Genomic DNA, 24,883 nt, shown 5'->3' with positions numbered 1-24,883 from the left:
AACATGGAAATAATTTGTTGCACCCGCCCCTGAGGGTTGATGTGAATTTAAGAGCTGAAACGCGTCAGTCGAGGTGCAAAGCTGAAAATTGCGTAAGCCTTTGTTTGCACTAACGCAAAAGAGGTAGATAAAGAATAGCGATTTTCGGACGGGGAAAAGTACCGGAAAGGTCACGCGGCGCTCACGGCGCCGCGCGGCAAAACTCGGCTTCGAACGCTTCGCGCGGCAGCGGCCGGGCGAACAGGAATCCTTGCCCGCTGCGAATGCCGTGCTGCAGCAGCCAGTCGCGCTGCCCGGCGTTTTCCACGCCTTCGGCCATCACCGGTAACGCCAGCACTTCGGAGATCGAACTGACGATACGCGCCATCGCATCGTCGGCCGGCAGCCCCTGAATGAAGCTGCGGTCGATTTTGATCAAATCTATCGGCAGGGATTTCAACCGGTTCAGGTACTCCAGGCTGGAGTAGCCCATGCCGAAGTCATCTAGCGCGATAGACAATCCCAGATCGTGCAGCTCACGCAGCAGCGCCAGCGCGTGGTCGAGATCGTCGATGCGTACCGTCTCGGTGATCTCCAGCAGCAGCTTGCGCGGATCGATCCGATACTGCGCCAGCAGGTTTTTCAGATGCGGAACAAACGCCTCATGTTGCATCTGAATACCGGAAACGTTGACCGCCAGCGGCAGCGCAATGCCGCGTTGCTGCCAGTCTGCCAGGATGCGGCAGGACTCTTCCAACACCCAGTTGCCGAGAGGCACGATCACACCCAGCTCTTCCGCCAGCGGGATAACGTCGGCCGGCAGGGTATAGCTGCCGTCATACTGCTGCCAACGCAGCAGCGCTTCGGCGCCGATCACCTCGTTGGACTGCATGTCGATCTGCGGCTGCAGGAACAGCGTGAAATGCCGCTGCTCGATGCCGTGCAAGATCTCGCTCTCCTGGGTCAACCGCTTCTGCGTGCGTTCCGTCAGGCTGGGCTCGAAGAACAGGATCTGATTTTTTCCTTCGCGGTGTGCGGACATCATCGCCGAGGTGGCGCTGCGCAGCAGCTGTTCCGCACTCTCCCCCTGATTGAGGTAGTGCGCGATGCCGATACTGGCGTTGGGCCGCAGCGCCAAACCTTCCAGCGTCAACGGCGCGTTGATCTCCGCCATGATACGCCGCGCCAGCTGCATGGCGTGGAACGGCCGCTCGATACCCTTGGCCAGAATGGCGAATTCGGTATTGCTCAGCTGTGCCAGCACGCCGTTTTCGTCGATGCAGCCGCGCAGCTTCTTCGCCAACGCCAGCAGCAACGCTTCACGCATCGCCGGGCTCATCACGCCAGACGCTTCATGCAGCGTCTCGATGCCGATCACCAACAGGTTAAAACGCTCGGGGCGCAGGCTGGAGGCGATATGCTGTTCCAGCAACGCGTTCAGCAACGCCGGATTTGGCAATTCGGTCACCGGGTGGCGGGTGCTCAGGCGGCTCATGTCGGCATGCGCCTTGGCCAACGTCTGTTGATTGCGGTTGTAGTTGCGCACCAGCAGGCCGAGCTCGTCGTCCTGGTGCAGCGCCGGCAGCATCAGTTGGTGATAGGGCGCTTCGTCCTGCGAGATGTTCTCCAGCTCTTTGGCCATCGCGCGCAGCGGGTGCACCATCAACCGGTTCATGCACCAGGTGATGGCCACCGACAGGATCAGCGCCAGCAGCAGGTAGGTCGACAGCATGGTCGACAAAATGCTGAGGATAAACTGGTACATGCGGAACGAATCGGCCTGCAGCACCAGATAGGCCAGCGGCTGCTGGTTGGCCGGCACCCGTTCCAGCGAATAGAGCGGCACGGAAATTTGGATAGGCAGTTCAAACAGCCGGGCGATCAGCGTCGGCACCGGCCGCTCCGGCGGGAAATTGGCGTGCAGCGCCTGAAACTCGTTCGGCAAGACGATATCCGCCCGGCTGAGAATGCCGACCGGCAACAGGGTGTTCAGCACCCTTTTGGCTTCCGGTACGTCCATCCGCAGCACCGCTTCCGCCAGCGGCTGGCGCACGGAGTGAGCGATATTCTCCAGTTGCTGGGCGTAGTCATCCCTGCGCTGCTGCACAAAGTGGAATAACTGGATCACGATAAAGATGCAGATCGTGACCAGCGCCACGCCGGACACTGTCGCCATCTGCTTAATCGTTAACGAACGCCTGACCCGCAAACCTGCTCTCCGTGAAATCGGGCTAAAACAAAAAGGGGGCTGACTCTCACCCGCCCCCTCGAACCGGGCTGAGTATACTCGATCATCGGCTGTTTTTATCTGGCTATGCCGCAGGCAAAACCAAGAAAATCGCGGGTTTCAGTCTTTTCCTAAAGCGAACAAACACGACCCGGACACAGGGTAACAAAACTCCCCGGCGTCCGACACTCCGAATCTTTCCCCTTCCGACTACTTAAAGTCGGCGTAAGGCGTCAGCGGCTGCGGCGGCAAATCGAGATCCCCCTGCCAGCCGGCCAGGGAATAGCGCAGATAAATCAACGCGTGGCTCGGCGTATAGTCCTTCGCCTGTTGAATGTCGATGCCAGCGCCGAGCGTCCAGTGCGAACTGAGACGGCGTTCGACGATTGCCCGCAGGGTATAACCGACGCCGCTTGAGGAGCTGCCGTCCTCGACGGCGAACTTATCGGGCAACGAATCCGGGATCAGCCCCTGCAGTGGATAACGGCGCTGGCTGTCGGTTTTGGAATGGGACAGCGAAACCGAACCGCCCAGCTCCCACGACCAGTTCTCGGTGCGCTGACGGTAGTTGACCGGCAGCGACAGAGACAGATATTGCTGCGGGCTGTAATAGCCGCCCTGCCCCAGCGAATAACCACTCAAATCCTTCTGGTAATGCCACAGCATGGTATTGAGCCCGACGCTCAGGCGGCGATTGTCTTCGTTGATCAGCTTGTAGTAGTAACCGGCCATCAACCGCTGCCGCTGGTTGTCCGCCACATTCTTGCCGGTAATCTGGTGCGCGCTGAGATCTGCCCACACGCCGTTCGCCTCGCCGCGATCGTAGCTGGCGCTCAGGCTGACGCCGGTGGCGCGCACGCCACCCCAGGTGGTACCGGTGTTCGGATCTTTGGCACCGCCGAACGCCAGCAGCGAGCTGGAGATCGGCCGCCGCGAGGCCGCCAGCGTCCAACCGATGTGGTTCCAGTCGCCGCTGTAGGCCAGGCCGCCGGTCCAGTCGACCACCTCAAAGCCCATCGGCGTCGTGCCGATATCGGCGGCCCAGCGATCGTTTTTCCAGCCGGCCGCCACGCTGGTGCCAGTGGTTTTCTGGTGTTCATCGCCGCGGCACCCTTGCGTGTTGCAAGTGCCGAAGGTCTCGTAATAGTGGCCGCTGCCGTCGGTCGAGAAGCGGCCGGCATCCAGCTGCACGGTGTCAGTGCGCAAGAAGGCGCGCCCGTCATACAGCGGCATGTCCACCTGCAGCATGGTGTCGTGCGCGTTGAAGTCGGAAATGCCGCCGGTGCCGCTCGAGCGCCAGTAATCGTGATCGAGCGTGACGTTCACGTCTTGCTGTCGATACAGATCCGCGGCGTCGGAGCGGATGCCGCGTTTCAGCCAGTCGTCGCCCGCGTTATTGCGCGTCAAATAAGTGTAGCTGTCATTATCCTGCGGCAGCGTCGGCGTGATGCCGCCGGCCACCATCGCCTGCCGGAAATCCTGCTGCGCCCGCTCAGGCTGTTGCTGAGCCCGCTCCAGACGGGCGGCGTCACGGTAGATCAGCGCCTTGGTCTGCCCGACGGGTTCTGAAGCCGCCGCCGTTTTCAGCCGGCCGAAGAGCGCGTCGGCCTGCTGCGCATCGCCGACCGCACTCCAGGCGTTGGCAACCCGCCGTTGGCTGTTGAGCGAAGCGTCTTGCGGCTGCGGTTCGGTTTTCAGCCGCTGGCGCGCCGCGTCAAGATCTCCCTGCGCCACATAGGCTTCGATCTCGCCCAGCTGCGCATCCGGATTGTTCGGTTCACGGCGTTTCACCCGCTGATAGTCGTCCAGCGCCGCCGCATACTCCCCGCGCGCCAGCGCCCAGTCGGCGAGCAGCAAAACGATGCGTGTGTCCGCCGGCTGCCGGCGCAGATAGGCTTCCGCCGCCGGTTCGTCACCGGCCGCCCGCAGCCCTTCGGCATGCGCGATCGTCGCCTGCATTTTCAGCCGCTGCGCCAGTTCGCGCATGTTGTCGTTCCACTGCGCCGCCGGCAGCGTATTGAGCTGCGCCAGCGCCTGCCGGTCGCGATCGCTGCCGGAAAGATAGAGCGCATAGGCGTAGGTCAGCTGCGGATTGGCGTGCTGGCGCTGCGCCAGCTGCCGGAACAGAGCGTCCGCCTGCTGCGGCTGCCCAGCCTGACGCAGCGCCTGCGCGTAGCGATAGGTCAGCCAGACATCGTCGGGATCCATCGCCTGGGCGCGGCGATAAATTTCCACCGCCTGTTGCCACTGTTGCTGCTGCGCCAGCGTCTCCGCCTGCTGTTTCAACATGTCGAGCCGCAGCCCGTCGAAGGTGCTGCGCAGCTTGGCCTGTTGGCTGCGCGGCAGGCCGCTGAGGTAGGCCAGCGCGTTTTCCGGCGACTGCCGTTGATAGATATTCACCAGGCCGCGCAGCGCGCTGCCGTTGCCGGGATCGCGTCGCAGCGCCTGCTGATAAAACCCTTCCGCCGCGGCGTCATCCTTGCTCGCCACCGCCACATCGCCCAGGCCGATAAACGCATCGCCGTCGCTGTCGTCGAGCTGGCGCGCCTGCTGATATTTCTGCCGGGCCAGCGCGAGATTGCCTGCCTTGAGCGCTTTGTCGCCCTCGTCGATCGCCAGCCAGTAGCCGGTGCTCTTGATCAGGCTTTGCCATTTGCCGCTGCCGTAGCCATTCTTGTCGGCGGCCAGCGCCTGGCGAAACAGCTTCAGCGCCTGCGGGCGGTTACCGGCGCGCGAATAGGCCTGGCCGAGCGCGCCCAGCACCTCGGCGTCGTTCGGCGCTGCCGTCAGCGCCTTTTGCAACGCCGGAATGGCCGCCCGGCTGCCACCTTTATCCACCTGCGCCAGGCCGCGCACCCGCGCCTGATAAGCCGGATCGGCCAACAGTTTCTGTTGTCTGGCCAGCTCTTCACGGGCGCGGGTCGCCTGATCGCCGGTATCGAACACGCCGAGGAAGCGGTTGAGCGCCGCCACGCTTTGCGCGTTGACCGGCATCGCTTTGACCTTGTCCAGCCACAGATCGGCGGCATCGCCGCGCCCGGCCGGATCGGCGGCGATCTTCTGCAGCAGTTCATAGGCCTGCGCGTCCTGATTCTGACTGAACAGCATGCGCGCCAGCGACATGCGCAGCGCCACGTTGCCGGAATATTGCTGGTCCAGCGCCTGCAACTGCTTTAACGCCTTCGCCTCCTGCCCCGGCAAACGCGCCACCAGCCGCCAATACTCCACCGCCAGATCGAGCGTCGGCGGCTCGCCGTGGAACAGCGCATCGTACTGCGCCTTGGCCTCCGGCAGCCGGCCGGCGGTCGCCATCAGGCGGGCCTGCTGCAGCTTTTGCCGGGTTTCCGGCTGGGTCAGCAGCATGTTCATTTGCGCCTGGCGATAGGCGCTGGACTGCGGCGCGAGAGTTTTCAGCTTGTCCAACTGCTGTTGCGCCAGCGCCATGTTGCCCTGCCGCAGCGCCAAACGCATGCGCGCGGCGATCACGTCCGGGTTATTCGGATCCATCAGCTCGAGCCGGTACAGCGACTGGCGCACCAGATCGTCCTTGTTGCCGGCCTCGCCAATGCGCACCTGCTCCAGCAGCCACTGCTCCGGGGCCACGGCCTCCGCGGCGCGCGCCTGCGGCAGCATCGCCAGGCTCAGCGGAATCAAATTCAGCCAGTTTATTTTGAAGTTGTGCATTGGCCGTCCCACGAGGGTTGCAATTCACCCTGACGATTAAAGCGATAACGTTGTTGATCCCACCCCTGACCGAACAGCGTCAGCGAGGCGCTGAAATAAGCGTCGTCACCCGGCGGATGTTCGCTGATGCGTTGCCGCTGTGTCGCCAGCGCCTCGGCCTGCGTCGCCAACATCGGCAGCATTGAGGCGGAAAAGCCGACCGGGCCGTCACCGGTGGTTTTGCCGCTGGCGGTATCGGTTTTCTCCGGCGGCACACCCTGTTTGGCGGTGAGCTGCGCCATCGGCTGGAAGCGTGCGAGCAGCGCCGCCTTATGCTCATCGTCGTCCGCCAGCATGCCGGCCCACAGATAGACCCGAATCGCGTCGTAGCTGCCGACGTTCGGCTTGACGGTATCCGGCTGCCAGCCGGTGCCGACTCGCCACACCACCCAGTCCGGTGAGAAGCCGTGCGGCGCGCTGTCCAGCCACAGCCGCTGATTGACCTGGCGCATCGCGCGCCACGGGCCGTTCAGCGCCGCAAAACGCGCCAGCAGCTGCGGCGGCAGGTAGCTGGGGTTCAGCCGCCAGCGATCTTCCGCCACAAACCCGACTTTGCCCGGCAGCAACATCAGGCCCAGGCCGGGGATGTCGGCCACTTCCTCGCGGCCGATGCGTTGCAGCAGCAGCGTTCCCAGGGTTTGATAACGCCGGCTTTTCCACAGGCGGCCGGCTTCGAGCAGGTTATAAGCGATCCACAGATCGGCATCTGACGCCGAGTTGGCGTCCAGCACCTTCCACTGCTTGTCGTCGCTCTCGCCCCACAGCCAGGCGGGCAAACGGGCGCTGAGATCGCCCGCCGCCAGGTTGTTCTCCGTCCAGGCCAACAGCCGATCGAAGGTCGGCCGGTCGTTGGCCACCAGAGCGAAGAACAGGCCGTAACTCTGTCCCTCGGAGGTGGTGATCTTGTTCGGACTGCTCGGATCGATCACCCGCCCCTGCGGGCTGATGTAGAATTGCTTGTACTGTTGCCAGCCCGGCCACTCGCAGACCGCCGCCGCGCTGAACGCACACAGCAGCAGCATGCCGAGCGACAGGCGTTGCAGCATCGCGCTCACCGCCGTCAATCCCGATCTTCAGGCGCCAGACGACGCCGGCTGAAGGCCTTCAGGCCGCGCCACAGCATCAGCCCCAGGATCACCACCAGCACCACCGCGATCACCGCCAGCAGGACCGGATGGGTGGAGAGGGCATACCACAGCCGCTCCCACCACGGCAGGTGGCCGACATAGTAAATATCGCCGACGCGCAGGCTGTTGACCCCTGATTCGCGGATCACCGCCACCGAACCAAACACCGCGGCGCGCTTGCCGCTGTCCAGCAGGGCATTGTTGAGCAGCTCATAGCCGCGCGGGCTGTCCGCCAACAGCGCCACGATGCTGCGCTGGTCGTTGAACGGCGACTGTACGCCGATGATCGCCGACATTGCGCCCTCGGAGCTGACGGTGGTCTTGCTGTCCGGCTTGGTGTCCTCTGCCAGCACTTCCGCACTCGGCAGCGGCGGCTGCCGCGTCGGCTGTTTCACCCAGCTTTGGGTCGCGTCCACCAGCAGACTGATTTTCTTGTCGTCGCGCAGCGCCGGCGGAATGGTGCCGACCATCAGGATGTCGTCGTCGCGATCCTTGGCCTGCGACCAGTCGTCGCTCAGCGTGAAGGCCAGCGCCGGATAACCGGTTTGCGCGCCGATCACACCCAGCGCGTTCAGCAGCGCGCTGACCTGCGCCGGCTGCGGTTTCTGGTTCACCAACACCAGCGTTTGCGACAGATCCGCCAGGCGGCTGAATGGGAAGCCGGCGTTGGCGAAGGCGCGCAGGTCCGGCATCGCCATAAAGTGGCGGTAGCCGGAGAAATCGATGGTAGACGCACCGTCGATCACCGCATGGTTTTGCGTGAAGGAATAGGTTTCGCAGCGCCCTTCCGCGCCGCTGGCCAGCAGCGTGGTGTAGTCAAAGTCAAAACGCAGCTGGTTGGTAGCCCCCAGCCGCAGCGCCGGGATATTGACGTTCTTGTCGGAGTCGAGCAGCCCCTGCGTCAACGGCAGGCGCAGCAGCTGCGCGCCCTGTTCGTGTTCCGGCACCAGCGAGTACGCCTGCACGAACTGGTTGTTCAGGCTGACGCTCAGCCGCGAACCGTCCTGAATGCGCGGCGCGGTATAGCGGTATTTCAGGTGCATATCGATGCCGGTGCTGCGGATCAGGAACAGGTCCGGCGGCAGGTTCATGGTCAGCGAAATCGGGCCAGGCTCGATGCCGCTGGTTTGCAGCTGTTCGGCATATTGCTGCAGCTCGGCGAAGGTCATCGGCCGATCGGTGCGCACCCAGTTCGGCGCGTCGTAAGGCTGGCGCGGCGCGAGCTGTTCCACCTTGTCCACCGTCACGTTCTGGCCGCGGAACAGAATGTTGCCCTGCGCGATGCCCTTCACCGCGGTGATCAAATCGTTGTCGTCACGCCCCTGAATCAACAGCAGTTTGACGTACGGATTGTCGGGGTGGCTGATCATCTCCACCGTCGGGCCGTTGACCGCCGGATAATCGCGCAGGAAATCCGGGCGCTGCGAGTTGGTGGCGAACACCACCGCGTGCTGCGTCGGCAGCGCGTTGTACAGCGTCGGGAAGGATTGCCCGCGCCACTGCGCCTTGCTGCCGAACCAGGAGGCCAGAATACCCGCCGCGCGCTGCTGGGTGAGGTCAGGCTGGCCGGCGAACACCATCGGCAGCGTCAGCGGCCGATTGTCACGGCTGTCGAAGAACGGCTCAGGGAAGTGCGACAGCTCGTTTTTCACCGGCAGCGTCTGGAAACGCAGCTTCAGCGCGCTGGACTTGCTGACGTCGAGCCACAGCGAGGTGCTGGCCGGGTTTTCGCAGATGTTCTGATAATGACCGACGAACACCAGCCGGACGCGGTTAAAATCGGTGATATAGCGCGGATCGATCACCATCTGGATGCGATTGGGCTTGCCCAGTTGCTCTTTGGCGAGGGTAGTTACGCCCATCAGTTCGTCGTTCAGATAGACCTTGACGTGCGACTCCACCGGGATCAGCGCCGGTGACGGCGTAAACTCCATATCGAGCATCGCCTGCGAGACCACCTCATCGCTGCGCACGCCGAATTCGATCTGTCCGTCCGGCCGGGTGCCGCGCAGAACAAAGGTGCCCGGCGGCGGCGCTATCTGCGCAAACGACAGCGATACGTCGCGCACCGGCGCATTCGGATCCTGCGGTGCGGTGGCCAGCGGTGGCGCGGTCGCCGTATCGGCCGCCGCGGCGATCGGCGGCTGGGCCGCCACGGTCGGCGCGGTGGCGGTTTCGGCCTGCGACAGGGTACTGATGCCTAAGGCCAGAGCAGTTAACCAGGTTATTTTTCGCGTCATCGTATCATCATCAATGTTGGAGCCTGTTCACCGGGCGAGTGAGCGGGCGGTTGAACTCGCAGCTAACCCACTGTTTCTTGTTGACCCAAGGTCGGATCCCTGCCGACGCCGCGCGGAATAAACGACACGACCCAGGCGGTCAGCGACGTGACCCCGACCAGCAAACCGCGCACCAGCGGCGGCGCGTAGTCCGCCATGCGCACATAGCCCCGGAAGCCCAGCGCCAGCACGTCGCGCAGGCTTTCGATCGGCCGGTCTTCAGGGAACCCGTCCTGCCACAGCGCCCAGGTATCGGCGCGGGCGAAGGTGCACTGAATGAAATCGATGTGTTCACGGGTAGAGAGACTGACCAGACGCACCCCCACCTTGTTGCCGAAGGCGCGCGTCACCACGCAGGGGAAGCTGTACTCCTGCTGGCCACGCTTGAGCAGCAGCGAGGCTTTGTCGCCGTCTTTCAACGCGTTTTCCACTCGCATCTCAATGCCCACGCCGCCGTCGGAGTAATCGCGCAGCGTGCAGGGGTAGAGGTGGCCGTCGGCACGCGCGATCGCCGCCGGCATGGCGATCTCCACGCGGTGCGCCTGACGCACCTGCTTGGCCTCTACCGCCACCGCCACCGCGCCGCCGAGAATGGTCATGTTGTACAGCACCCACACCAGGCTGATGATCACCGTCATCACCTCGTCCGTCGGGCCATAGGCCAGCCGCCAGGCGCCGAACGCCAGCCCGGCCAGGTTAAGGATCACCAGGAACATATAAGGTCGGGTGATCACCCAGTCTACGTGCTCCTCCTCCACCAGCCCGCCCTTGGCGGTGACGTTGAATTTGCCCTTGTGCGGATTGAACAGCGCCACCGTGGTCGGCCGCGCGATATACCAGGCCAGCACCGTTTCATAGATTTCGCTCCAGAACGAATGGCGGTATTTCCCCTGGATACGCGAGTTGGTCAGGCTGGCGTGGATCATGTGTGGCAGCACATAAAGCGCGATCGCCAGCGCCGGCGCGAAGATGATGTAGGCATGCAGCAGCAAAAACGCCAGCGGTGCGGTGAGGAAGATCAGCCGCGGAATGCCCGACAGGAAGTGCAGCATGGCGTTGGCGTAGCACAGGCGCTGCGCCAGTTTCAGCCCCTTGCCCAGCAGCGGGTTGTCGAGCCGGAAGATCTGCACCATGCCGCGCGCCCAGCGAATGCGCTGGCCGATGTGCGCCGACAGGCTTTCGGTCGCCAGCCCGGCAGCCTGCGGAATGCGGATATAGGCCGAGGTATGCCCGCGCCGGTGCAAACGCAGCGAGGTGTGGGCGTCTTCGGTGACGGTTTCCACCGCGATGCCGCCGATCTCGTCCAGCGCGCTGCGGCGCAAGATGGCACAAGAGCCGCAGAAGAAGGTGGCGTCCCACATGTCGTTGCCGTCCTGCACCAGCCCGTAGAACAAGGTGCCCTCGTTGGGCGTCTGGCGGAAACGCCCCAGGTTGCGCTCGAACGGATCCGGCGAGAAGAAGTGGTGCGGGGTCTGCAGCATCGCCAGCTTTTTGTCTTTGAAGAACCAGCCCATGGTCAGCTGCAGGAAAGAGCGCGTCGGCACGTGGTCGCAGTCGAAAATCGCCACGAACTCGCCGGTGGCCTGCTTCAACGCGTTGTTGATGTTGCCGGCCTTGGCATGTTCGTGGGTCGGCCTGGCGATGTATTTCACCCCCACTTCGGCGGCGAACGCACGGAATTCGGGGCGATTACCGTCATCAAGGATATAGATATTCACCTTTTCCTTCGGCCAGTCGATGCCCAGCGCCGCATAGACGGTCGGCTTCACCACCCCGAGGTCCTCATTGTAAGTCGGCACCATCAAATCGATGGTTGGCCAGGTCGCGCTGTCAGCGGGCAACGGCACCGGCTGGCGATTAAGCGGCCAGATAGTCTGGAAATAGCCCAGCACCAGCACCACCCAGGCGTAGGTTTCCGCCACCAACAGCAACAGGCCGCACACCAGGCTAAGTGGATCGTCCCAGTTCAGCGTGGCGGTATAGCGCCACCACAGGTAACGGCAGGAGACGGTCAGCGACAGCACGATCAGCATCAGCGCAGGCAAGCGCCCCGGCACCCGGCGCACCACCATCGCGATCCCCCACAGCAGCACGACGAACACGAATTGCGCCGACAGATCGAACGGTTGCGAGATGCACAGCATGGCGAGGATCGCCGCCAGCACGCCGACCAGAATAAACAGCGCGCGTCGCATGCCGCGGTTCATGCGGCCGAGGCGCTCTACCGAACGCTGTTCCACGCCGGCGTTTTTCAGCCGCTGCGGCAGGCCCTGCAGCCAATCGGCGTAGCGCTGCTGCAGCCGACGCCACCCAGCGAAATAGTCACGCTGCACTGGCGCGCGGCCGCTGCGGAACAGCAGTAGCCACAGGCCCTGCAGCAGATAGCGCAGCGCATCCGCCGGGCGTGGGCGTTCGGCGGACAGGTGCGGGAACCAGTAAGCGCGGCCGGTACGCACACGCTGCCAGGCCGGTGACTCGAATCGCAGCAGCATCCACCCCAGCGCCACCAGCAACGTGGCAAAAAACGCGGTCAGCGCCGACGCGCCGTTGCGGCGATAGCCGCGGTAGCGCGCCTGCACCGCCTGACGCACCGGCGGCACCAGCAGCAGGCTCAGCACCCGGCTCATGGCGCAACACCCCGTTTGAGGTTGATCAGGCACCAGTTGGCCAGCGTCAGCACTTCATCCGCCGCCAGACTCTCGGGGCGGTACTCGCCCAGCGGCTGTTTGACCGCCAGCGCTTCCGCCAGCGCTTCATCGCGGTGGATCACCACCGGCAACAGACCGCTCAGGGTTTGCAGCCACAGCTGATGCAAATCCTGCTGCAGCTGGCTGGCGGAGGAGTAGTGATTGACCAGGAACCGGCAGTCGTTCGGCAGCGTCTGCTGATGGAGCCGTACCTGGCAGTTGGCGTCGGGGTTCAACAGCATGAACACGCTGTCGGCTAGCTGCAGCGCCTGCTGCGCCAGAGCGCCGTCCCCGATCGGAACATCCAATAGGATCCAGCGCTGCGGATCGCCGGCGCTCAGTTGGCGCAGGTTGTCGCGCCAGCGTTCGGGCAGCTGCTGACACTGACGCTGCACTTCCAGCCGTTCCGCCGCATTCAGGCGGCCAAACGGCAGAAAATCGAGGTTTTCACAATAACGCAGCGCGCCTTCCTGCCAACCGCCGCCGTCCTGCTCCGCGCGGGCCCAGCCGCGTGCCAGTTCGAACGGCGTGTTGAAATGCAAGCGCAGCAGATTATCCGGCGTGAAATCGATCGCCAACACCGACTCACCCAGCTGCTGCAACGCCCAGGCGAGCGCCGCCGTGACCGACGTCGTCCCCATCCCACCCCGCAGCCCTTGCAGCGCGATCACCGGCATAGATCAATGGCTCCCCACAGTCTGCGCCAATTCGGCCAACAGTGACCAGCGCGTCATCATGTGCGTTAGCCGCTCCTGCCGCGAAATATCGACATAGCTTAATTTCGGCAATGAAAAAGCCTGGCTGAGCGCCTGCAGGTCATCCTGGCTCTCCCCAGGCGCCGCTGCACGAAAATGGGTAGGTGCGTTATTCATTCTTCCGCCTTGGCGAAAATAGGCTATGTTAATTAACTATAGCAACGATACAAAAAGAGACAGGCAATAAGATGATTCTCAACAAATATTGCCGAATAGCGTCGGATATTTGTTATTGCCAGAGTAAAAATGGCTATCTTTAAATATAAACGCCTTTAGTCGGCTTTCAACGAAAGTAGAACACATCCTATGGCGCACTCTTTTTCTCTAGGCATTCGGCAGATTTGGGAAGAGCTCTCGGTGATGCAGGCTCCGGGGCTCTATTGGATCAATGTCGACAGGCAAAGCGACGCCGCGTTGCTGTGTCGCCAGGTGATCGCCGCCCAGCCGGCCACTCACAAAGTCGCCCTGATCTGCAGCGGCGACAAACCCGAAAGCCTGCTGGCCGAGCTGGCTTCGCCCGCTTTGCAAAAGCTGCCGCTGTATCAATTACCAGAGAAAAAAGCCGCGCTGACGCAGCTGAGCGACGATCTGATGCGCGCCCTGCGGCCGCAGAATCGCTTGCTTATCCTGCTGGCCCACGCCAGCCTGTGGCAAACCTTCACCACCGAAGAGCTGCGCGAGTGGACGCGTACCCTCGCCGCCTGGCTGCGGCGGCAGGGCTGCACGCTGTTGATCCTCAGCCACGGCGGCGGCATCAATAAGCTTAAAGGGCAGCTCAGCGCACAGCATCGTATCCTGAACGGCCTATCCAGCCTGCAATGGCAGCAGGACAGCGCGCAATATCTGGTGAACTGGTGGAGCACCGAAAACGGCATCAACGCCAATCAACTGCTGACGTTGTACGCCGCGCAAGGCGGCTGGCAGGGCGAGGATGAAAATAGTCAACCCTCCCCCACCGCCTTGCGCAGCGACGAAGGTCAGTATCTGGCCGAACGCAGCATTCTGGAGGGCGCGCCGCCGCTGTCCGCCAACTGGCAGCTGTTGGAGAGCAACGACGAACTGGCGCAGCACGGCATGCTGAGACTCTCGGCAACGTTGATTTTCGCGTTGTATCAAAGCGACCAAATCGATCACCTGGCGCACCAGATCCACACCCTGCGACGCAGCCGCGGCAGCGGCCTGAAAATCGCGGTGCGCGAGATGAGCGCCAGCCTGCGCTACAGTGACGAACGGCTGCTGCTGGCCTGCGGCGCCAATCTGATCGTGCCGCACGTCGCGCCGCTGTCGCGTTTTCTCACCATGCTCGAGGGCATCCAGGGGCAGCGTTTCTCACGCCATGTGCCCGCCGACATCGATGCGTTGCTGGCCGGTTTGCGCCCGCTGCAGCTCAAAGGCTATATGCGGCCGGAAGCGTTCAGCCAGGCGGTGCTTTCGCTGATGGGCAACACGCTGCTGCCTGAGGATGGCAAAGGCGTGATGGTGGCGCTGCGCCCGGCCATCGGTCTGCGCGCGGAACAGGCGATGACCCTGTGCCACCTGCGGCGGTTCGGCGATGTGATGACCGTGGTGCAGGGGCGGCTGGTGCTGTTCCTGTCCACCTGCCGCATCAACGATCTGGATACCGCGCTGAAGTTCATCTTCCGGCTGCCGGTGGATGAAGCCTTCAGCAACCGGGTGGTGTGGCACTAGGACGTCGATATCGTTTCGGAAATCAAACGCATGGCCCAGGGGCACTGGCAGATTTCGGCTACCGGTACCGCCGGCGCCGCGCCGCGCCCCAGCGTGGCGGTGGCCGAGGAACCCGTGGAACGGCGGCAGCCGGTCGCCTTCACGCTGTCGCTTGACCCGCAGGAGGAACCGCATGCTGAACCTTAACGATATCGTGCAACTGATCCTGCTGTGCGCGCTGATCTTCATTCCGCTGGGTTACGCCTTTCACCGGCGTTTTCCGCATTTGCGTCAATACTGGCAAAACCTGTTGTTATCGCCGCGCTATTTGAAATCCGCCGGTTTGTGGGTGCGCACTGGCTCCTCATCTCAGATTAAACGTAAGAAGCAGCCATGAATCGAAACTCGAATACGCAATCCGATAACGCTCTGTGGCGCTACTGGCGTGGGCTGGGTGGCTGGAACCTTTACTTTCTGGCTAAATTCGCCCTGCTGTGGTTCGGCTACCTGAATTTCCACGCGCTGCCGAACCTGGTGTTCATGGCGTTTCTGCTGATGCCGATCCCTTCGCAACGCCTGCATCGCTGGCGCCACTACCTCGCCATCCCGATCGGCATCGCCTTGTTCTACCACGACACCTGGCTGCCGGGCATCAACAGCATTCTCAGCCAGGGGTCGCAGCTGGCCGGCTTCAGCGCCCAGTATCTGCTGGAACTGGTCAACCGCTTTATCAACTGGCAGATGATCGGCGCGGCCTTCGTACTGTTTATCGCCTACCTGTTCGTCGCGCAATGGGTGCGCGTCACCGTATTCACCGTGGCGGCGCTGGTGTGGCTCAATATCGTCAACATTGCCGGGCCGGCGGTCTCACTGCTGCCCGCGACCTCCACAGCCTCGGCCGGCAGCGCCAATACGCCGGCCACGGCCGCGCCGGTGGCGGGGAACGCTGCGCCGGCGGACAGCCTGCCGCCGACCAGCGCCAACCTGACGGCCTACCTGAACCAGTTCTACGACCGGGAAAAAGGCCGCGCCACCGCGTTCCCGACCACCTTGCCCGCCGACGCCCAGCCGTTCGATCTGCTGGTGATCAACATCTGTTCGCTGGCCTGGGCCGATATGGACGCGGTCAACCTACAGAATCATCCGCTGTGGTCGAAGATGGATATCATGTTCGACAGCTTCAATTCGGCCACCGCCTACAGCGGCCCGGCCTCGATACGGTTGCTGCGCGCCAGCTGCGGCCAGCTTTCGCATCATGATTTGTACCAGCCGGTGAACCAGCAGTGTTACCTGTTCGACAACCTGACAAAACTCGGCTTCAAGGAACAGCTGATGCTCGATCACTCCGGGGTATTCGGCAACTACCTGAAAGAGCTGCGTGAACAGGGCGACATGCAGGCGCCGTTAATGTCGCAGGCCGGCATCGGCAACGAGCTGACGTCGTTCGACGGAGAGCCGATTTATAACGATCTCGAATTGCTGACCCGCTGGCTGGATCAGCAGCAAAAAGGCGGCGACGGCCGCACCGCTACCTTCTTCAACGTCATCCCGCTGCACGACGGCAACCGCTTCGTCGGCGCCAACAAGAGCGCCGACTATCAGCCACGCGCGCAGAAGCTGTTCGATCAGCTGAACACCTTCCTCGATCAGCTGGAAAAATCCGGCCGCAAAGTGGTGGTGGTGATCGTGCCGGAACACGGGGCGGCGTTAGTGGGTGACAAGATGCAGATGTCCGGCCTGCGCGATATCCCCAGCCCGAACATCACCCATACGCCGGTCGGCATCAAACTGGTGGGCATGAAGGCGCCGCATCAGGGCAGTCCGCTGCAGATCAAAACGCCGAGCAGCTATCTGGCGCTGTCTGAACTGGTGTCGCGCCTGGTGGACGGCAAGGTCTTCAGCGAATCCAGCGTCGATTGGCAGACACTGACGCAGGGGCTGCCGCAGACCCCGGTCATCTCCGAAAACGACAACGCTATCGTGATGCAATATCAGGGCAAGCCTTACATTCGCCTGAACGGCGGCGACTGGGTGCCTTATCCGCAATAAGCGCGATCTCATCAACCTAAAGCACGCCGCCGGCGTGCTTTTTTATTAGGGTTTTATAATAGAAATGGCGAAACAGCTCGACCGACAGAATGTTATTAACAACAAACCATTGAATTCTATTATTCGATTATTATTTTCATGCGAAGATTCTTAAAAAAATAACGATTTGTCAGAATGACGTTAAGGGAATAATTTAAAAAATGGGTTGTCGCGATCGTTTACTGACTAACCCTTTGATTGAGTAATAAAAAACGCCGGCGTGATGCCGGCGTGAATTTAAGCGATGACGTTCGACGCCTTACGCCCCCGGATGTTCGTCCTGATCGACCGCAAAGCAGGCCACCATCTGCTCACCGTACTGTTTGAGCTGCGGCTGCAGCTGTACGCAGGTGCCAAAAGCGCGGCGGCAGCGGGCATTGAACGCACAGCCCGGCGGCGGATTCATCGGGCTGGGCAGCTCGCCGGTCAATTTGATGCGCTCGCGGCGCATATCCGGGTTTAACCGCGGCGTCGCCGACAGCAGCGCCTGAGTGTACGGATGACGCGGGTTGTTGAAGATCGCCTCTTTGCTGCCCTTTTCCACGCAGCGACCGAGGTACATCACCATCACCTCGTCGGCGATGTGTTCCACCACCGACAGATCGTGCGAGATAAACACATAGGACAGCCCCAGCTCCTGCTGCAGATCCATCATCAGGTTCAGCACCTGCGCGCGCACCGACACGTCCAATGCCGACACCGGTTCATCGGCGATCACCACGTCCGGATTCAGCATCAGCCCGCGGGCAATGGCGATACGCTGGCGCTGGCCGCCGGAGAACATGTGCGGGTAGCGGTCATAATGTTCGGTCTTCAGGCCGACCTTCGCCATCATCTCCAGCGCTTTTTCCCGCCGTTCGGCGGCGCTGAGCGACGTGTTGATCAACAGCGGCTCCTCGAGGATCTGCCCGACCTTCTTGCGCGGGTTGAGCGATCCGTAAGGATTCTGGAACACGATTTGGATCTTCTGGCGTCGCAGTTTCTCGGCCGAGACGTCCGGCTTCAGCAGATCCTGCCCCTGGTAGTACAGCTCGCCGCCGGTCGGCACTTCGATCATCGTCAGCAGGCGGCCGAGCGTCGATTTGCCGCAGCCCGATTCGCCGACCACCGCCAGCGTTTTGCCGCGCTCCAGGGTGAAGGACACACCGTCGAGCGCCTTGACCAGCCGCTCCGGCGCGAACAGACCCTTTTTCACCGGGTAATGCTTCTTCAGGTCAATCGCCTGCAGTAAAGGTTGATTCTGGCTCATACGGTCGGCCTCCCCGCATCATCCAGCGGTGTGTGACATTTAACCTGACGGCCGGGAATGCTGCGCAGTTCCGGCTCCTCGTTACGGCAGCGCTCGTTGGCGTACGGACAACGCGGATTGAGCAGGCAGCCGGTCGGGCGATCGTATTTGCCCGGCACCACGCCCGGCAGCGAAGCCAACCGCGCCTTGTCGGCGGCAAACTCCGGCAGCGCGCGCAGCAGTGCCTGGGTGTACGGGTGGCGCGGCGCGCGGAAAATCTCCGCCGCCTTGCCGGATTCCACCACCTGGCCGGCGTACATCACGATGATGTGATGCGCGGCTTCCGCCACCAGCGCCAGATCGTGGGTGATCAGCAGCAGCGCCATGTTTTCGCGCTGCTGCAGGTCCAGCAACAGCTCGATGATCTGCGCCTGGATGGTCACGTCGAGCGCGGTCGTCGGCTCATCGGCGATCAGCAGCTTCGGCCGACAGGCGATGGCCATGGCGATCATTACGCGCTGGCTCATGCCGCCGGAAAGCTGGTGCGGGTATACGTCCAGCCGCGAAGCCGGATCCGGAATGCCCACCTGGGTCAGCAGGTCGATAGCACGCTGGCGGCGAGTGCGGCGATTGCCGCCCTGATGCACCTTCAGCGCCTCCATGATCTGATAACCGACGGTATAGCACGGGTTCAGGCTGGTCATCGGATCCTGGAAGATCATCGCCACTTCGGAGCCCACCAGCTGGCGGCGCTCTTTTTCGGAGATCTTGCGCAGATCCTGGCCGTTGAACTCCAGCTTGTCGGCCATCACCTTGCCGGGGAAATCGATCAGGCCCATGATCGCCAGCGAACTGACGGATTTGCCGGAGCCGGATTCACCGACGATGCCGACCACCTGACCTTGCTCCACGCTGTAACTGATGCGGTCTACCGCGCGGAACGGGGTGCCTTCGTCACCGAAGTGCACCGAAAGCTTGTCTACATTCAATAACGCCATCTCTCTCGTCCTCTGTTACTGCTTGAGTTTGGGGTCGAGAGCGTCACGCAAACCGTCCCCCATCAGGTTGAATGCCAGCACCGTCAGCAGGATCGCCACGCCGGGGAAGGTCACCACCCACCAGGCACTTTGCGCGAACTGCAGCACGTCGGAGAGCATGGTGCCCCACTCCGGCGTCGGCGGCTGCGCGCCCATGCCCAGAAAGCCGAGCGCGGCCATGTCCAGAATGGCGTTCGAGAAACCGAGAGAAGCCTGCACGATCAAAGGCGCCAGGCAGTTAGGCAGAATATTGACGAACATCTGGCGCAGTGCGCCGGCGCCCGCCACCCGCGATGCGGTGACGTAGTCGCGGTTGACCTCCACCAGCACCGCCGCGCGCGTCAAACGTACATAGTGCGGCAGGGCGACGAAGGTCAGCGCCAGCGAAGCGTTAACGATCGACGGCCCGAATACCGCCACCAGTACCAGTGCCAGCAGCAGGCTCGGCAGAGCCAGCATGATGTCGACGACGCGCATGATAATCGCGTCTACCACGCCGCCGAAGTAACCGGCCAGCAGGCCGAATATCACGCCCATGATCAGCGACAGCACTACCACCAGGCAGCCGACCAACAGCGACAGCCGTGCACCGTACATCAGGCGCGACAGGACGTCGCGGCCCACGTCGTCGGTGCCGAGGATATATTGCCAGCTGCCGCCCTCTTGCCACACCGGCGGCTTGAGCAGAGCATCGCGGAACTGGTCCGCCGGCGCATGCGGCGCCAGCACGCCGGCGCCGAGCGCGATCACCAGCATCAGAACGATATACACCAGGCCGATCACGGCCCCTTTATTGCGCTTGAAATAGTGCCAGAACTCCTGAAACGGGGTCATTGGCTTCGGCGCACCTTTAACTGCAGACTCAGTGATTTGAGACATGAGAGCGCCCCTTATTTCTTGTGGCGAATACGCGGGTTGACCACGCCGTAGAGCACGTCTACCAGCAGGTTAACCAGAATGATCATACAGGCGACCAGCAACACCCCGCCCTGCACCACCGGGTAATCGCGGCGCTGCAGCGCGTCGATCAGCCAGCGGCCCAGCCCCGGCCAGGAGAAGATGGTTTCGGTCAGAATGGCGCCGGCCAGCATGGTGCCGACTTGCAGCCCGATCACCGTCACCACCGGCAGCAGCGCGTTGCGCAGCGCGTGGACGACGATCACCCGCATACGGCTCACGCCCTTGGCGCGGGCGGTGCGAATGTAGTCTTCACCCAACACCTCCAGCATCGAGGAACGGGTCATGCGCACGATCACCGCCAGCGGGATGGTGCCCAGCACGATGGCCGGCAGGATCATGTGCATCACCGCGTCGATAAAGTCGCCCGGCTCGCCCCAGATCAGGGTGTCTATCAGCATAAAGCCGGTCAGCGGCTGGCTGTCGTCAAGGAATACCGTGTCGCTGATGCGCCCCGACACCGGCGTCAGGTTAAGCTGCACCGACACCAGCATGATCAGCATCATGCCCCACCAGAAAATCGGCATCGAATAGCCGGTCAGCGAGATGCCCACCGCAGTATGATCGAAGACCGAGCCACGTTTGACCGCCGCCAGCACCCCGACCGGGATGCCTACCAGCACCGCGAAAAGCATCGCGCAGAAGCCCAGCTCCAGCGTAGCCTGAAAGCGCGGAACGAACTCGCTCCAGACGGAGATGCGGCTTTTGAGTGAGGTGCCCAGATCGCCGTGCAGCACGTTGGACACGTAGGAGAAATATTGTTGATAAAGCGGCTTGTCCAGCCCCATTTCCGCCATCAGCTGCGCGTGGCGCTCGGCGGAGATACCGCGTTCCCCGGCCATGATGGTCACCGGGTCGCCGGGGATCATATGGACGAATGCAAAAGTCAGCAATGTAATGCCGATAAACGTTGGGATAACTAACCCCAAACGTCGGAGTATGAACTGCAACATATCCCGAACTCTCTGTATCAATGCCCGGCAGCTCATCGTCCGCCAGGCTTATTAACGCTCACATGCCTTTGAACGATTCGACGGCCATACGCCGGAGACTGGTCAGCAGGGGCGCAAACCTGTTGCGCCCCTGCAAGTCCATTCGTGCGTCTCCGGTAAAGCGGTCGAAATCAGTCTACAGAGACATTCTCGAAGTGATGCTTACCGAGCGGATCCACGACGTAGCCTTTCACTTCCTTACGCACAGGCTCGTACACGGTGGAGTGTGCGACAATCAGCGCCGGAGCCTGATCGTGCATCACCACCTGCGCCTGTTTGTACAGTTCGATGCGCTTGTCGTGGTTGGATTCGGCGCGCGCCGGTTGAATCAGATCTTCAAACGGCTTGTAGCACCAGCGGGAGTAGTTGGAGCCGTCTTTCGCCGCCGCGCAGCTGAACAGCGTGGCGAAGAAGTTATCCGGATCCCCGTTGTCGCCGGTCCAGCCCATCATCACCGTCTGGTGCTCGCCCGCTTTGGCGCGCTTGAGGTATTCACCCCACTCATAGGTCACGATTTTGGCTTTCACGCCGATCTTGGCCCAGTCGGCCTGGATCATTTCCGCCATGCGGCGTGCGTTCGGGTTGTAAGGACGCTGTACCGGCATCGCCCACAGGTCGATGCTGAAACCGTCGGCCATGCCCGCTTCTTTCAGCAACTCTTTCGCCTTGGCCGGATCGTAAGCGTAATCCTGCACCGCGTCGTTATAGCCCCACATGGTTGGCGGAATCAGGTTCTTGGCCGCCTGGCCCGCGCCCTGATAAACCGCGTCGATGATCGCCTGCTTGTTGACCGCCATGGTCAACGCCTGGCGCACCTTCAGGTTATCCAGCGGCTTTTTCTCGACGTTGAACGACAGGTAACCCACGTTCAGGCCTGGCTGTTCCATCAGGTTGATGGACTTGTCTTGCTTCATTCGGGCGATATCGGCCGGGTTCGGGTACGGCATCACCTGACATTCGTTTTTCTGCAGTTTGGCGTAGCGCACGGAGGCGTCAGGCGTGATGGAGAACACCAGGCGATCGATCTTCGGCTTGGTGCCCCAGAAACCGTCGAATGCCTTGTACAGGATCTTGGAGTCTTTCTGGTATTGCAGCAGCTGGAACGGACCGGTGCCGATCGGATTCAGGTCGACTTTCTCCGGCGTGCCGGCTTTCATCATCACGTCGGCGTATTCGGCGGACAGGATGGACGCGAAGTCCATGCCCAGGTCAGCCAGGAACGGCGCCTCCGGGCGGTTCAGCACGAAGCGCACGGTGTTGTCGTCCACTTTTTCAATCTTGGCGATCAGCTTAGGCATGTCCATGCCTTCAAAGTATTCGTAGCTGCCGCCGGACACTTTGTGGTAGGCGTTGTTCGCATCCAACTGGCGCTCAAAGGAGAACACCACGTCGTCGGCGTTGAAATCGCGCGTCGGTTTGAAGTCTTTGTTGCTCTGCCACTTCACGCCTTTGCGCAGGTGGAAGGTGTAGGTTTTGCCGTCTTCGCTGACGTCCCACTTCTCAGCCAGGCCCGGCTGCAGTTCGGTGGTGCCGATTTTGAATTCGACCAGGCGGTTGTAGATCGGTACCGAGCTGGCGTCGTAGGTGGTGCCGGAGGTAAACAGCTGCGGGTTGAACCCTTCCGGGGAACCTTCAGAACAGTAAACCAACGTCTTGGCCTGTACGCTGGCCGCCACGGTCAGCGCGATCAGCCCAATACCGAATTTCAGAATCCCCGATTTACCCAAGGAACGTGTCATCGTTAGTGCTCCATTGTGTGATGTGATGTGTGTAATTGCCGCCAGACCTGTATTTTTTATTGCGTGGCCTGTGCGATCGGCGCCCGAAGGCAGAAGGCGTACGAGGAGAGAATGCCGGATGGAACGCATCGCGGCGGGGACGTCTGAGCGCGTGGAATTCACTCAAACAACTCTCGCTCTTACCCCTGAGGCTATCAAGTTGCCAACTGTTTGGGGTGTCGTCAATATAACCAGTGGGGATTTACGCAGACTGTGAGAAACAGCAAACAAACATAAAAAAAACCTTTTGTTAACAGTTCCAGCATGAAAATTTATGCTAAGCGGCCATTTTTAGCGCATTGGTCTGACCCTAACAAAGTTACTGGTTTTTAACTCCGTTAAAAAACGCCAAAACTTTGTTGCTGAATGATGAATATCTGAACGGTTATTTTTGTGATCGCCGTTAAAGACAGGAGGAAATGCTGAAGGATTACCCAAAAGGGTGAGTCCGATGAGCGCGTTTTGCACCGGGCAGGCCCACAATCTGTGCGGCGTAAAAAAACTTTCGGCTGCGAAAAAGCCGGGGGCGAAAGGATATCCCCCGGCAACGCACTGCAACCGATTATTGAACGCCGGCGCTATTGCCCAGGCTGGCGTTCATGCTGTTGAGAATATCGCCGTTGTCCGCGTCGATCTCCCAGGAGAACAGGCCGCCCAACTGCTTATCCAACACGTACTGGCCTTTGGCCTGCACCGAGCGGGCATCGTCGAAGGTGATCAGATCGCCGGTGGAAGGTTTGAACACGTAAGGCGCTTCCGCCGTGGCGTCGTAGGTATACTGCCACTCGCCGCTCATGAACTGGCTGGCGATTTGGCGGTAGTCCACGATGCCATTCTCCCAGGTGCCTTTAACCGGCCCGGTGGCGGTACCGGTGAACGGAATGTTGTTCTGGTAGCCGTTCACCCCGGTCCAGCCGCGGCCATACATGGCGGTGCCGACGACGATCTTGCCCGGCTTGACGCCCTGCGTCAGCAGCGCATTCACGCCGTTCACCGTGGTGTAGGCGGTATCCGGTTTCCAGGCCGGCGCATTCAGCGCGGTCTGATGCCCCAGGTTCTTCAGATCGAAGGCGCCATAGAAGTCGTAGCTCATCAGGAAGATGTGATCCATCGAGTTCTGCGCAACGTTGTAAGCCACCTTGTCGATCTTGTCCTTGCCAGCGCTGATGGCGGAGGTCAGCTCATACTTGCGGCCGGTTTCCGCCGACAGCTGATCCAGCATCGCCCGCAGCTCCTTCATCAGCAGCACATAGGTTTCCCCGTCTTGCGGGCTGCCCAGGTTAGGGTTGGCGCCTTTGCCGCCCGGGAACTCCCAGTCGATATCCACGCCGTCGAAGAACTTCCAGGTCTGCAGGAACTCTTTTACCGAACCGACGAAGCGATCGCGCTTCACCTTGTCGCCCATGAAGAAGAACGGGTCGGACAGCGTCCAGCCGCCGATCGACGGCAGAATTTTCAGGTCAGGATGCGCCTGCTTCAGCGCCATCAGCTGGCCGAAGTTGCCCTTGTAGGGGTCATCCCAGGCGGTCACGCCCTTCTGCGCTTTTTGCAGCGCGGCGAACGGATCGTGGATCGAGACTTTGAAGTCCTCGCGGCCCTGACAGGAGCGCTGCAAGGCCTGGAAACTGCCTTCGATCTCTTTCAGGCTGTCGTTGATGCCATTGCCGCCGCAGATCGGGATAAAGCCGTACAGCAGGTGGGTCAGGTTTTGCGCCGGGATCTTGTCGACGGTGAAATTGCGCCCGTAAACGCCCCACTCGACGAAATAAGAACCGACCACTTTGCCGGAGTTCTGTTTATACGGTTTATTCTTTTCCAGCAGCGGCTCTTTCAACGGCGCCAAATGGCTGCCGTCGGTGTCGGCCATCACAATTTCGGTGGCGTCGCTGGCGGTGCAGCCGTCGGCATTACACAGTGCCACCTGCATTTGATAACGGCCGCCTTTATTCACTTTAAAATTCGCCGTACCGGAAGAACCGGTTGAAGGGCCGCTCCACGCCTCTTTGCCATTTAATAAAATTTTTGCCGTCGTGCCGGTGTCGCCATTCCATAAATTCCAGGAGACAGAAACGTCGGCGGCATTTTTTACCTTCACCAGATTATTATAAGCGGTGGCCGCCTGATCGACTTCGACAATGGCGAACTTGGTGTTGCCCCAGGCGATGGTCGGCTTGCCCGGCGCGGCGGCCTGCGCCGCGGAACACAGCGTGCTGCCGATCAACAGCGCCAACAGCGGTTTATTAAATTTGCGCATAACTGATTCCTTTATTCCGAGAGGATAAACATAAAAGAGTTAATCGTCGCTACGCATTGCCGAAGCGAAAAAATTCCGCAATAATCCACGAAGATTAACGTTAA

15 protein-coding genes and 1 pseudogene are annotated in these 24,883 nt (G+C 61.5%); 3 read left to right on the top strand and 13 right to left on the bottom strand.

Translation table 11 applies throughout. The features are described from left to right. Positions 1-181: 181 nt before the first annotated feature. From hmsP to bcsR, 7 genes are all read right to left on the bottom strand, one after another. Positions 182-2,188 carry a biofilm formation regulator HmsP gene (hmsP, locus tag ACJ8HA_RS15695; RefSeq protein WP_025304849.1) on the bottom strand — a complete coding sequence of 669 codons (2,007 nt, stop codon included), beginning with the start codon at positions 2,186-2,188 and terminating at the stop codon, positions 182-184. Between the two features lie 228 nt (positions 2,189-2,416). Further along, positions 2,417-5,890, bottom strand: coding sequence for a cellulose synthase complex outer membrane protein BcsC (gene bcsC / locus ACJ8HA_RS15690; protein WP_346419739.1), 3,474 nt, complete (start codon positions 5,888-5,890; stop codon positions 2,417-2,419). After that, positions 5,872-6,984: a cellulose synthase complex periplasmic endoglucanase BcsZ gene (gene bcsZ / locus ACJ8HA_RS15685; RefSeq protein ID WP_043142331.1), complete on the bottom strand. Its 1,113-nt coding sequence runs from the start codon at positions 6,982-6,984 to the stop codon at positions 5,872-5,874. The genes bcsC and bcsZ overlap by 19 nt, the downstream gene beginning before the upstream one ends. A 5-nt stretch (positions 6,985-6,989) precedes the next feature. Beyond that, a complete protein-coding gene (bcsB, locus tag ACJ8HA_RS15680) occupies positions 6,990-9,296 on the bottom strand; it encodes a cellulose biosynthesis cyclic di-GMP-binding regulatory protein BcsB (RefSeq protein WP_089181522.1) in 2,307 nt (768 codons plus the stop codon). Positions 9,297-9,358: 62 nt separating this feature from the next. Then, a complete protein-coding gene (gene bcsA, locus ACJ8HA_RS15675) occupies positions 9,359-11,962 on the bottom strand; it encodes a UDP-forming cellulose synthase catalytic subunit (RefSeq protein WP_060434820.1) in 2,604 nt (867 codons plus the stop codon). After that, entirely contained in the window at positions 11,959-12,699 is a 741-nt protein-coding gene (bcsQ, locus tag ACJ8HA_RS15670) for a cellulose biosynthesis protein BcsQ (protein WP_025304844.1), read from the bottom strand. The genes bcsA and bcsQ overlap by 4 nt, the downstream gene beginning before the upstream one ends. Positions 12,700-12,702: 3 nt before the next feature. Then, the gene (gene bcsR / locus ACJ8HA_RS15665; protein WP_043142275.1) at positions 12,703-12,894 is read right to left on the bottom strand and encodes a cellulose biosynthesis protein BcsR; all 192 of its coding nucleotides are present in this window, start codon (positions 12,892-12,894) and stop codon (positions 12,703-12,705) included. Positions 12,895-13,083: 189 nt separating this feature from the next. On the opposite strand from bcsR, the pseudogene bcsE reads away from it, so the two are divergent. The 3 genes and pseudogenes from bcsE (at position 13,084) to bcsG (ending at position 16,494) form a co-directional block, all read left to right on the top strand. Further along, positions 13,084-14,652, top strand: a pseudogene (bcsE, locus tag ACJ8HA_RS15660) (cellulose biosynthesis protein BcsE). Continuing rightward, positions 14,639-14,842 (top strand): cellulose biosynthesis protein BcsF, encoded by a 204-nt coding sequence (gene bcsF, locus ACJ8HA_RS15655; protein ID WP_004934139.1) that lies wholly within the window; start codon positions 14,639-14,641, stop codon positions 14,840-14,842. Before bcsE ends, bcsF begins: the two are co-directional and overlap by 14 nt. After that, positions 14,839-16,494, top strand: coding sequence for a cellulose biosynthesis protein BcsG (gene bcsG / locus ACJ8HA_RS15650; RefSeq protein WP_060434825.1), 1,656 nt, complete (start codon positions 14,839-14,841; stop codon positions 16,492-16,494). The genes bcsF and bcsG overlap by 4 nt, the downstream gene beginning before the upstream one ends. A gap of 298 nt (positions 16,495-16,792) precedes the next feature. Here bcsG and dppF read toward each other — a convergent pair whose 3' ends face one another. The 6 genes from dppF to ACJ8HA_RS15620 form a co-directional block, all read right to left on the bottom strand. Further along, complete coding sequence (dppF, locus tag ACJ8HA_RS15645; protein WP_015376237.1) at positions 16,793-17,782, bottom strand: dipeptide ABC transporter ATP-binding subunit DppF; 990 nt, start codon at positions 17,780-17,782, stop codon at positions 16,793-16,795. Then, entirely contained in the window at positions 17,779-18,759 is a 981-nt protein-coding gene (gene dppD / locus ACJ8HA_RS15640) for a dipeptide ABC transporter ATP-binding protein (protein WP_004934132.1), read from the bottom strand. Before dppD ends, dppF begins: the two co-directional genes overlap by 4 nt. Before the next feature lie 15 nt (positions 18,760-18,774). After that, on the bottom strand, positions 18,775-19,677 hold the full coding sequence (dppC, locus tag ACJ8HA_RS15635; RefSeq protein ID WP_049295049.1) for a dipeptide ABC transporter permease DppC: 903 nt from the start codon (positions 19,675-19,677) through the stop codon (positions 18,775-18,777). An 11-nt stretch (positions 19,678-19,688) separates the two neighbouring features. Next, complete coding sequence (dppB, locus tag ACJ8HA_RS15630; RefSeq protein ID WP_038630050.1) at positions 19,689-20,708, bottom strand: dipeptide ABC transporter permease DppB; 1,020 nt, start codon at positions 20,706-20,708, stop codon at positions 19,689-19,691. A gap of 170 nt (positions 20,709-20,878) precedes the next feature. Continuing rightward, a complete protein-coding gene (gene dppA, locus ACJ8HA_RS15625; protein ID WP_025304836.1) occupies positions 20,879-22,486 on the bottom strand; it encodes a dipeptide ABC transporter periplasmic-binding protein DppA in 1,608 nt (535 codons plus the stop codon). 601 nt (positions 22,487-23,087) lie between these two features. Continuing rightward, a complete protein-coding gene (locus tag ACJ8HA_RS15620) occupies positions 23,088-24,779 on the bottom strand; it encodes a glycosyl hydrolase family 18 protein (protein WP_442515396.1) in 1,692 nt (563 codons plus the stop codon). Positions 24,780-24,883 lie beyond the last annotated feature (104 nt).

This window comes from Serratia sp. CY33802, from assembly GCF_052169095.1.
GTDB classification, from domain to species: domain Bacteria; phylum Pseudomonadota; class Gammaproteobacteria; order Enterobacterales; family Enterobacteriaceae; genus Serratia; species Serratia bockelmannii.
This window is presented reverse-complemented; position numbering and strand designations above follow the sequence as displayed.